General features: G+C 33.8%; 8 protein-coding genes. 4 read left to right on the top strand and 4 right to left on the bottom strand.

What is annotated here, in order from left to right:
• Nucleotides 1–394: 394 nt before the first annotated feature.
• Nucleotides 395–1,765, bottom strand: coding sequence for a glycoside hydrolase family 27 protein (locus VLC96_RS01090; protein WP_325260197.1), 1,371 nt, complete (start codon nt 1,763–1,765; stop codon nt 395–397).
• A gap of 726 nt (nt 1,766–2,491) precedes the next feature.
• On the opposite strand from VLC96_RS01090, the gene VLC96_RS01085 reads away from it, so the two are divergent.
• Nucleotides 2,492–3,052, top strand: coding sequence for a 2'-5' RNA ligase family protein (locus VLC96_RS01085; RefSeq protein WP_325260196.1), 561 nt, complete (start codon nt 2,492–2,494; stop codon nt 3,050–3,052).
• A gap of 67 nt (nt 3,053–3,119) precedes the next feature.
• Nucleotides 3,120–4,310, top strand: coding sequence for a thioredoxin family protein (locus VLC96_RS01080; protein ID WP_325260195.1), 1,191 nt, complete (start codon nt 3,120–3,122; stop codon nt 4,308–4,310).
• Between the two features lie 55 nt (nt 4,311–4,365).
• On the opposite strand, the gene VLC96_RS01075 is transcribed toward VLC96_RS01080, so the two are convergent.
• Complete coding sequence (locus VLC96_RS01075; RefSeq protein ID WP_325260194.1) at nt 4,366–4,866, bottom strand: pyridoxamine 5'-phosphate oxidase family protein; 501 nt, start codon at nt 4,864–4,866, stop codon at nt 4,366–4,368.
• Between the two features lie 238 nt (nt 4,867–5,104).
• Between VLC96_RS01075 and VLC96_RS01070 the strand changes: the two genes are divergently transcribed.
• Nucleotides 5,105–6,841, top strand: a complete 1,737-nt coding sequence (locus VLC96_RS01070) for a thiamine pyrophosphate-dependent enzyme (protein WP_325260193.1) — start codon at nt 5,105–5,107, stop codon at nt 6,839–6,841.
• Between the two features lie 103 nt (nt 6,842–6,944).
• Here the strand turns inward: VLC96_RS01070 and VLC96_RS01065 are convergent, their stop codons facing one another.
• Together VLC96_RS01065 and VLC96_RS01060 are read right to left on the bottom strand one after the other, a co-directional pair.
• The gene (locus VLC96_RS01065; protein ID WP_325260192.1) at nt 6,945–7,649 is read right to left on the bottom strand and encodes a LytR/AlgR family response regulator transcription factor; all 705 of its coding nucleotides are present in this window, start codon (nt 7,647–7,649) and stop codon (nt 6,945–6,947) included.
• The gene (locus tag VLC96_RS01060; RefSeq protein ID WP_325260191.1) at nt 7,649–8,683 is read right to left on the bottom strand and encodes a sensor histidine kinase; all 1,035 of its coding nucleotides are present in this window, start codon (nt 8,681–8,683) and stop codon (nt 7,649–7,651) included. The genes VLC96_RS01065 and VLC96_RS01060 overlap by 1 nt, the downstream gene beginning before the upstream one ends.
• A 162-nt stretch (nt 8,684–8,845) precedes the next feature.
• Here VLC96_RS01060 and VLC96_RS01055 point away from each other — a divergent pair.
• Nucleotides 8,846–9,633 (top strand): TolC family protein (locus VLC96_RS01055; RefSeq protein WP_325260190.1); only part of this gene is annotated, 788 nt, incomplete at its 3' end.

Genomic DNA, 9,633 nt, shown 5'->3' with positions numbered 1-9,633 from the left:
ATTTTTTCGGTACCAATAATTGGTTTTACATACTGAACAAGATTTTGCTGTGCATTACTAAAACAGAAACTAAAGAACAGGACGGATAGAAATATTTTTTTCATCAGATGAATGTAGGATTTTAAAAGAAAATTATCTCGGTAAATTTAAAATATAATTTTCTTTTTTGATGATGATTTGAATTTATACAGCTACTATTTTGAGGCAATAAAGGAAATTTTTAATATAGAAATGAAAATGTCTAAATGAAACTATCAATTATTCTTTTATAAAAAGCAAAGGCTGTTTCTAGAATGAGAAACAGCCTTGGTAAATATTATTTCATATTGCAATTAAGGTGCGGATATTTTACTCAACTTGATTTAATAATGCCACACTAAAAATGATTTTTTTATTATTTTTTGCTTTTTATCTTATATAAAATCGAACAGTGAGGTTTCAATTCTGCTGCGATTTCCGCTGATGAAACACTCGATTTTTCACCAGTCCATAAATTTGTTAACTCTACTGTTCCTGATAGATTTATGTCTGAAAGATTTACAGCAACTTTTTCAGAACTTGCATCCGAAATATTAAACAATGCTAAGTAAATACTTCCATCTTTTGCGTTCTTTGAAGTAACGGCTATTTTTCCTTCTTTCTGGAAAAGCTGTTTTACAGCGGTGCTTTCATTGTGCATTTTTACGACTTCATTATTTGTTAATAATGATAATGTAAACGCATCATTACTTGGTAAATCGCCACCAAAAAACAACGGTGATTTGAATATATTAAAAAAGGTTATAAGCGTGTATTGCTCATCTTTTGTCAAACGTGTCATTCTGTCTTCGCCACGTTCTCCCCTTACTGAAATTCTCCCCAACGGAATCATATCGCAGTCTGGCCATGTTCCCGGTGCAATGTATGGGTACCATTTTTGGGCAACATCTATCAAGTGTGTAATGTGCGGCCAGGTATCCCAAACATCATCAACCATTCTCCACATATTGGCATGTGACGATACATGAGCAGCAGCAGTAATTGGCGTTTCACCAGGTGATGTACTCAATACAATTTTACGTCCGCATTTGTCAATAGCATTACGGATTAAATTGATTTCGCCTTCGTGGTAAGGTCTTGATAAATCATCAATTTTAACGAAATCTACGCCCCATTGTGCATACAGTTCGAATATGGAATTGTAATATTCCTGAGCTCCAGGTTTGTCTGCAACAATTGTATAATTATCTTTCAGCCATTCGCATTGCAAAGCTGTTGTATAAATTTGATCAGCTGTGATTCCGTTTGTGCCTTTAATTGGCATTTTGTCTTCAACTGCTTTTTTGGGAATTCCGCGCATGATATGGATTCCGAATTTCAATCCCTGTTTATGGATATAATCTGCTAAAGGTTTAAATCCTTGTCCGTCTTTTGCCGATGGAAAACGATTTAAAGCTGGCAAATATCTTCCGTATTGATCGATTACGTAGCGAGGATCTGTTTGGTTATAACCACCTGCTTTGTCATTTTCTACAAACCACCTGATATCTACAACTATATATTCCCAACCGAATTTTTTAAGGTTTTTAACCATGTAATCCGCATTGGCTTTTACTTCATGCTCTTGAACTGTAGGACCGTAGCAATCCCAGCTATTCCAACCCATTGGCGGAGTTTCTGCCCATTGTTTGAAATCCCCTTTACCGAAAGTTTTTGTTTGCGCGAATGAACTGATTGATACTAACGAAGCTCCTATTATTAGAGCGAATATGTTCTTTATCTTCATATTAGTGACTATTATATGTGTGTTTTTTACACTTTTAAATATAGTAATTTTTATTTAATAGAAAACAAATTATAAAAATTAGACCAAACAAGTTTTAAAAACACAAGTGTTCGGGAAAACTTCAACAAGAATAAATAAAACCCGTTGGGTGAAATTCTGTTTGAACAAAAAAATGAACCACATAGAGACATAGATTTTATAACTAATCTGAAAGAATGAATAGAAATAGCACTATTTTTACTTCGTCAGTTCGCCCTTCGGTCTCGGGTCACATAGGCTGCTATGTGAGAAGTTAAACGGTTATCTAGCTCTTTTAAAAAAAACTATAAATTCTATGTTTCTATGTGTTTAAAAATAATTTCACCCAACGCGTTAAATAATGTTTCTTTAATCACAAATCACTACTATTTACTTAAAAATCAAAACCTTGATTTCATTAAATTTTACTAAGTCATTTTCGCAAAAAGTATTTTTTCATTTGAAATAAATAAAATATTTACTTTTATAACCCGTTGGGTGAAATTCTAAAAATGAAAAAAATTAACCACATAGAAACATAGATTTAATAACAAATCATTAAAGAACGAATAGAAATAGCACTACATAGCCAATCTATGTGAGAAGTGAAACGGTTATCTAGCTCTTTTTTAAAACTATAAATTCTATGTCTCTACGTGGTAAAAAAATAATTCCACCCAACGCGTACTTTTATATAAAAAAACTACTGTGGAAAATCTATATTCTCTTGTCATTCATCCGCCTGTGGAAATCCTCGCTTTGGTTAAATCCATGAAAGAACAATTGGCAACCGAAGTGGGTTGGTTTAACAGTAAAAACTCCGTGGGACATATTACCATTTGCGAATTCACAGCAACCGAAACCAACCTTGAATCTATCAAAAAACATATCATCAAATTATGCGACTCATTGATTCCTGTCGATGTCCACTTAAACAAATTTGGTTCCTTCCCTAACGGTGCGTTTTTTATAGCTCCCGATACTGTTTCCAAAAAAGATTTGAAGCATATTATGAAACGATTCAATTCAACACTTCAACTTCAGAATATGAAAAAAAGTGACAATCCGCATCTTTCAATTGCCCGAAGATTAAATCCTGAAAATCTACTCAAAGTCAATCAATTATTTACCAAAATAGATTTGCATTTTGTATGTGATGGTGTGGTTCTTCGGAAATTTGATCAAAACATAAAACAGTTTTTTGTAACTGACACCTTTCCTTTCCATTCGAATCCAGAACCGCAATCGATCCAAGGCACTCTTTTTTAATTTATACATTCAAAAAATAGTAAATTGCAACTTTAATTTAATGGAATTTCTTCCAAATTATCTATAAATGAAAGCTTCTGTAAAACATACATTTCTACTGCTATTATTGCTATTAACAGCAACAATATTCGCCCAAAATAAAGCCATCAATTTTATACAAAATGATTACAAACTGGCACTGGAGCAATCCAAGTCTTCCAAAAAAATTATTTTTATAATGGTTCACGCCAATTGGTGTTCGCATTGCAACAAAATGAAAACTACTGTCCTAAAAGATCCTACTGTAGTTACTTTTTTCAACGCAAATTTTATCAATTTAATGATGGATTCTGAAACAGCTGAAGGAAAAGATTTCATGAATAAACTGCATATAAAATCTTTTCCAACGTATATTTTTTTAGACAATAACGAAACGCATCTTTACAGTACAGGAGGAGAATTTACAACTGAAGATTTTCTTGTTGAAGCTAAAAAAGCAATGAATCCAAATACACAATTGCCATATTTAGAAAAGAGATTTAATGAAGATGTACGAAATTCTGAAAACTGCTTACTGTATTTAAACGGTTTACGAAAAAGTATAGATTCGTATAAAAGTGATGAAGTAGTTGCCAAATATTTAGCTACTCAATCCAAAGATCAAGTGTTTTCGGCTATTAACTGGAAAATAATTGCTTTCGGAGTTAACGATTTGGATTCAAAAAGTTTTGATTTAATTGTCAAAAATCAAAACGATTTTGCTAAAGTTTCTTCTCCAAAAAGAGTCGAAGCCAAAATCGTGAGTGTTGTCAATAAATCTTTGACACAAAATATGAATAGTTTGGATTCTATCAATTATTCTAAAAACAGAATTCTTGCCAAAAACATTAATTTAACCAAAATAGATTCGTTGGTTTTCAAGAATGATTTACTGATGTATGAGGCTACCAAAAACTGGAAAAGTTACCAGCAAACCACATTAGAATCGGTTCAAAAGTATGCTTGGAATGATTACTCGACAATCAATGCAATTTCGAAAAATTACATCGAACATATAACCGATAAAGAAGCGTTGAAAACAGCTATCACTTGGGCAAAACGTTCTGTAGAATTAAATAATACTGCTGAAAATACGTTGTTGTTAGCAAGACTTTACAACAAAATAAACGATAAAAAAGCAGCAATAGAAAACGCTCGAAAGGCAAAAGCAATAATTACCGCTATGGGCTGGGACACTAAAGAAATTAATCAGTTCTATACCGATTTAGGAATAAAATAAAAAACAATTCGGAAATAAAAAAAGCAATAAGTTCTCACTCATTGCTTTTTTCATTTTATAGCTTCAAATTTCCTTCTATTCCATCGTCCATAGTTTTTCCAGTTATAAAGGCGACAGTCATTTTGGCAAGTGCAACTACTTTTCCATTTTTGTTATTCCAATAATATCCTTCGCTCGGAACAACTTTTATAACACTTAAATTAGGATCATCTTCGCCTTCTGGCATCCAAACTTTTACGATTGGTGTGTACAATTCTTTGATAATTTCTCTGTCATATGTAATAGTCGCATTCCCGTGTAAAGTCAAAAATTCGTCGTGAGGTGCTGAGAAAAAAAGCTCCACTTTAGGGTTTTCAATAATTTCTAAATTCTTCTCACTGGTTTTATCAGACAGAAACCAAAGATTGCCTTCATCATCAATTTTCTGCGCAGCCATTGGTCTTGAATTAAGTTTGCCATCTTTGTAAGTGCAAAACATACACGTTTTGATATTTTCTGCCAAATCTTTAATTTTTTCAACAGCAGAATTGTCCTGTAAATCTTTATAATCTCCCATAACTTCCCATTTTTTTAAATTAACATCACATTCATTTTATTTCAATATAAAATTCCACTTTTAATGGTATTTTGAGTTATAGAATAAATCTAAAAGATTATCAAATTTCAATTTTCAACAAAATTAATAACATCTATATTTTTAATTTATTTGCTGATTCGGTTTCAAGATTTCCACATATACAATACTCTAAACCAATATTTTATACCTTTAATAATAAATGCTAAAATTAGAAGTGATGAGTAAAAAAGTTGCAGACCAAATTGTAGAAATGCTTGTCGAAGCTGGTGTAAAAAGAATTTATGCTGTTACCGGTGACAGTGTCAACGAATTAAATGATGCCGTTCGTAGGAACGAAAACATAAAATGGGTTCATGTTCGCCATGAAGAAGTTGGCGCTTATGCCGCAGCCGCAGAAGCCGAACTTGACGGAATCGCCTGCTGTGCCGGAAGTTGCGGGCCTGGACATGTACATCTTATAAACGGACTTTATGATGCGAACAGAAGTGGCGTTCCTCTGATTGCAATTGCCTCTACTATAAATACGCCTGATTTTGGTATCAATTATTTTCAATCTACCAATACAACTAAATTGTTTGATGATTGCAGTTGTTATAATGAAATTGCAACCACGCCCAAACAAGTTCCGAGGATGTTGCAAACTGCCATTCAACACGCCATTCACCAGAAAGGGGTTGCTGTTTTTGGACTTCCAGGAGATGTGTCGGCTTTGCCTGCCGAAGAAAGCCCAACTGCAATGTCAATTTATCGTACACAAACAATTTCACGTCCTGTGGACAGCGATATGAATGAGTTGGCAGCAATTTTGAACCGATATCCTAAAATTTCTATTTTTTGTGGAATTGGCGCAGCCGAAGCGCATGAGGAAGTTGTTGCGTTGGCCAAATTGCTAAAAGCTCCTGTTGGATATTCTTTTAGAGGAAAAATGGGCATTCAATATGAAAATCCTTTTGAAGTAGGAATGACCGGTCTCTTAGGTTTGCCGTCAGCTTATCATGCTATGCACGAATCAGACGTGGTATTGCTATTGGGGACTGATTTTCCGTACAATGATTTTATACCAAATAAAAATAAAATTATCCAGATTGACGAACGTCCCGAAATCCTTGGAAGAAGGGCAAAATTAGAACTCGGTTTGGCTGGAAAAATCAAAGATACCGTTGCTGCACTTTTACCAATATTAAATGAAAAAACAGACGAAAGCTTTCTGAATGCTCAATTGGAGTTATACACCAAAGTCAAAAATCATTTGCAAACATACGTTGACGATAAAGGAAGTGAAAACAAAATAAGTCCTGAATTTGTTGCTGCTACAATAGATGAACTTGCCAACGAAGATGCCATTTTCACTGTTGATACCGGAATGTGTTGCGTTTGGGGTGCTAGATATTTGACAGCTTCACGCAACAGGCAACTTTTAGGTTCATTCAATCACGGCTCAATGGCCAATGCAATGCCAATGGCTATTGGTGCAGCCCTAAGCCATCCCGAACAACAGATTATTGCGCTATGTGGTGATGGTGGACTTTCGATGTTGCTCGGAGATCTGGCCACAATTCACCAATACCAATTGCCTATAAAATTAATAGTTTTTAATAATCGTGCACTTGGTATGGTCAAATTGGAAATGATGGTTTCTGGTTTGATCGACAATGAAACAGATATGGTAAATCCAGATTTTGCGCTGATTGCACAAGCGATGGGTTTTCGTGGAATTAATGTTCAAGATCCTGAAATGGTCCGCTCTGCAATCAAAGAAGCTTTTGAAACAGAAGGTCCGGTTTTGCTAAACATCATGACCAATCCTGAGTCATTGGCAATGCCACCAAAAATAGAATTTGATCAAATGCTTGGGTATGCAGAATCAATTGGGAAAATGATGTTGGGTGGCAAAATGGAGGAAGTGCTCGAAACTGTAAAAGCCAATTACAAACACTTAGGAGAATTATTTTAAAAGTTCAAAAAAATAGAATTACACTGCAATAAAGAAGCCTGCAAGAAAATAACTCTTAGCAGGCTTCATTGTTGAAATAATTGAGTTTAGTAAGCACTTATTTCTAATTTTTATTTTTCAACCTGTCGGTTAATTCACGCTTATAAGTAATTCCGATTGGGAGTTTTTCCTTTTTAATCAATACAAAATCTTTGTCGGCATCGTCAATTTTATCAATTGCTACTATATACGATTTGTGGATTCGGATAAAATTTTCAGGCAATTCTTTTTCCAATTCAGCTGTGGTTATTGAGGCCAAATAGGTTCTTTTGGTGGTGTGCAACTTTACATAATTTCCAAAACTTTGGGCATACAAAAGTTGGTTCAATTCAATTTCTATAAAATAACCATCCACTTTTACATTTATAGAATTAACAAAAACCTCTTCAGTTTCAGTTTTTATATTATTTTCTGTAGAAAAAAAACGCTCAACAGCCTTCAAAAACCTTGGAAAATATATCGGTTTTAACAGATAATCAATAACACCATATTCATAACTTTCGAGTGCAAATTCGGAATATGCAGTGGTTAAAATCGTTTTGGGATGATTTGGAAGAATTTTTAATAATTCCATTCCTGAAATTTCAGGCATATTGATATCCAAAAACATCAAATCCACTTTGTTTTCCCGAAGATAATCCATCGCTTCAATGCCATTATAGCACTTAAAAACAAGCTCTAATTGAGGATTTTGCTTTATATAATTCGCCAAAACATAATGCGCTGCCGGCTCATCGTCAACAATAATGCATTTTTTGGGTTCCTTCATTATACTGCTTTTTTGAGTTGGAGTTTTAAATCTACAATATAAGTGTTTTTATCTTCTTTAATGTCGAGTTTATAGTTTTTTCCGTAAATGAGATTCAGGCGTTCGACCGTATTTTTTAAACCAATTTTGGTCGAAACAACGTCTGTTTTCTTCGGAATTGAATTTACAACGTGCAAATGCAACAAGCCGTTTTCGACGGTGATTATGATTCGGACAAAACATTTTTCGATGGCACAAGTTCCGTGTTTAAAGGCATTTTCGATAAAAGCTATCAATAACATCGGTGAAATTTTATACACATTTTCGTTATCAATTTTGCTGTCATACGTAATATCACAACGATAAGCAACACGTTCTTTTTCGAGCTGAATATAACTGTTTATAAACTCCAATTCATCTTCTAGAGTCACACATTGTTTGTTGTTACTTTCGAGCTGATAACGCATCAATTGCGACACTTTCATAATCAAATCTGAAGTTCTTTCTGGAAACTCAAGACTAATTCCGTAAAGTGTATTAAAGGTGTTGAACAAAAAATGTGGGTTCAATTGACCTTTGAGTGAATTCAATTGCATTTGATTGAAAAGTAAAGTCTCATCGGTTTGTTTTTTATTTATTCTATAAAATTTAAAAACAATAATCGGACTCAAAATACAAACCAAAGTACCCAAAACACTTGCCAATTGATACGCATAACTTCTTTGATGCGAGTTTTGATACAAATGACATTTGTTGAACATACCCAAAGACGTCAATTCGTATAAAACAATAGAAAAAAGAAACACTGTAATAAGCGTCAAAAGCAGATAAGCTACTGGCTTTTTATCTCTAAATAATATCGGAAGAATAAAAAACCGATTGAATTGAGCGTGCAGATATAAAATGCAATAGATAAAAATACCCATCAAAATGGAAACGAAAGAGCTAAATAGCATCCAGTCATTCTTTAGGGTATAAATTGTGAATGAAAAACCAACAACAGCAATTTCCTGCCACCATTTATTTTCCATTATATTATTAAACTTTTCGTTCATTTCATACTTAAATAGTTTACAAATAAACCACAATTTTTCAATAATTATTGCCAATAAATGACCAATTCAATTCGTCATTTATGATTGCAGTACATCATTTAAGGAGGTATTTATCGGTTGAAGAGAAATAATTTTGAAGCATAATTTTACAATTTGAGTTTTATGTATTTCAAAAAAATTACTTTTCTCTTTTTCTTGATTCTCGCTAATACTGTTTTCTCACAAACCTTATCATTGAAAGAGGCGGTGAAAATAGGTCTTGAGAATTACGGTTCAATCAGGGCAAAAACCAATTACAGTAAGGCTTCGCGCGAAACTCTCGAACAATCCCGCAGAGATTATTTGCCTAACCTCAACTTATCGGCACAACAGGATTACGGAACGATTAATGGTCAAAATGGTGCTTTGTATGGTTTTAATGGTTTAGGAACTGCTTCTTCGGGGCCAGTTTTGCCAGAACAAAATTGGAATTCAGCTTTTGGTGCTTTGTATTTGGTCAATATGAATTGGGATTTTTTCACCTTTGGAAAAGTACAGGAAAAAATCAATTTGGCTAAAATTGATGTTCAAGCCAAAGAAAAAGATTTGGAGCAGGAGAAATTCCAACAGGAAATCAAAATTTCTTCGGCTTATTTGAATTTATTGGCCAGTCAACGTTTATTGATTTCACAACAAAAAAATCTAACTCGTGCCGAAGTTTTCAAAAAAACAGCCGTGGCCCGCGTCAAAAACGGATTATTGGCCGGAGTAGATTCGACATTGGCTACTGCCGAAGTTTCAAAAGCTAAAATTGCTTTAAACCTAGCTAAGAATTTCGTCAAAGAACAAAACAACAAACTAGTCGATTTGATGGGCGTAGCGCCACAGGATTTTATAACTGATACGCTGTTTGTAAACCAAATTCCAAAACAATTAGCTTTTGACGAAAAACCCGCAGACACTTTGCATCC

It is taken from the genome of Flavobacterium sp. (assembly GCF_035456085.1).
Lineage (GTDB): Bacteria > Bacteroidota > Bacteroidia > Flavobacteriales > Flavobacteriaceae > Flavobacterium.
This window is presented reverse-complemented; position numbering and strand designations above follow the sequence as displayed.

Bases quoted from the DNA above. Each gene is read 5' to 3' on its own strand.
- VLC96_RS01090 (WP_325260197.1), bottom strand. From the start codon at position 1,765: ATGAAGATAAAGAACATATTCGCTCTAATAATAGGAGCTTCGTTAGTA.
- VLC96_RS01080 (WP_325260195.1), top strand. From the start codon at position 3,120: ATGAAAGCTTCTGTAAAACATACATTTCTACTGCTATTATTGCTATTA.
- VLC96_RS01075 (WP_325260194.1), bottom strand. From the start codon at position 4,866: ATGGGAGATTATAAAGATTTACAGGACAATTCTGCTGTTGAAAAAATT.
- VLC96_RS01070 (WP_325260193.1), top strand. From the start codon at position 5,105: ATGAGTAAAAAAGTTGCAGACCAAATTGTAGAAATGCTTGTCGAAGCT.
- VLC96_RS01065 (WP_325260192.1), bottom strand. From the start codon at position 7,649: ATGAAGGAACCCAAAAAATGCATTATTGTTGACGATGAGCCGGCAGCG.
- VLC96_RS01060 (WP_325260191.1), bottom strand. From the start codon at position 8,683: ATGAACGAAAAGTTTAATAATATAATGGAAAATAAATGGTGGCAGGAA.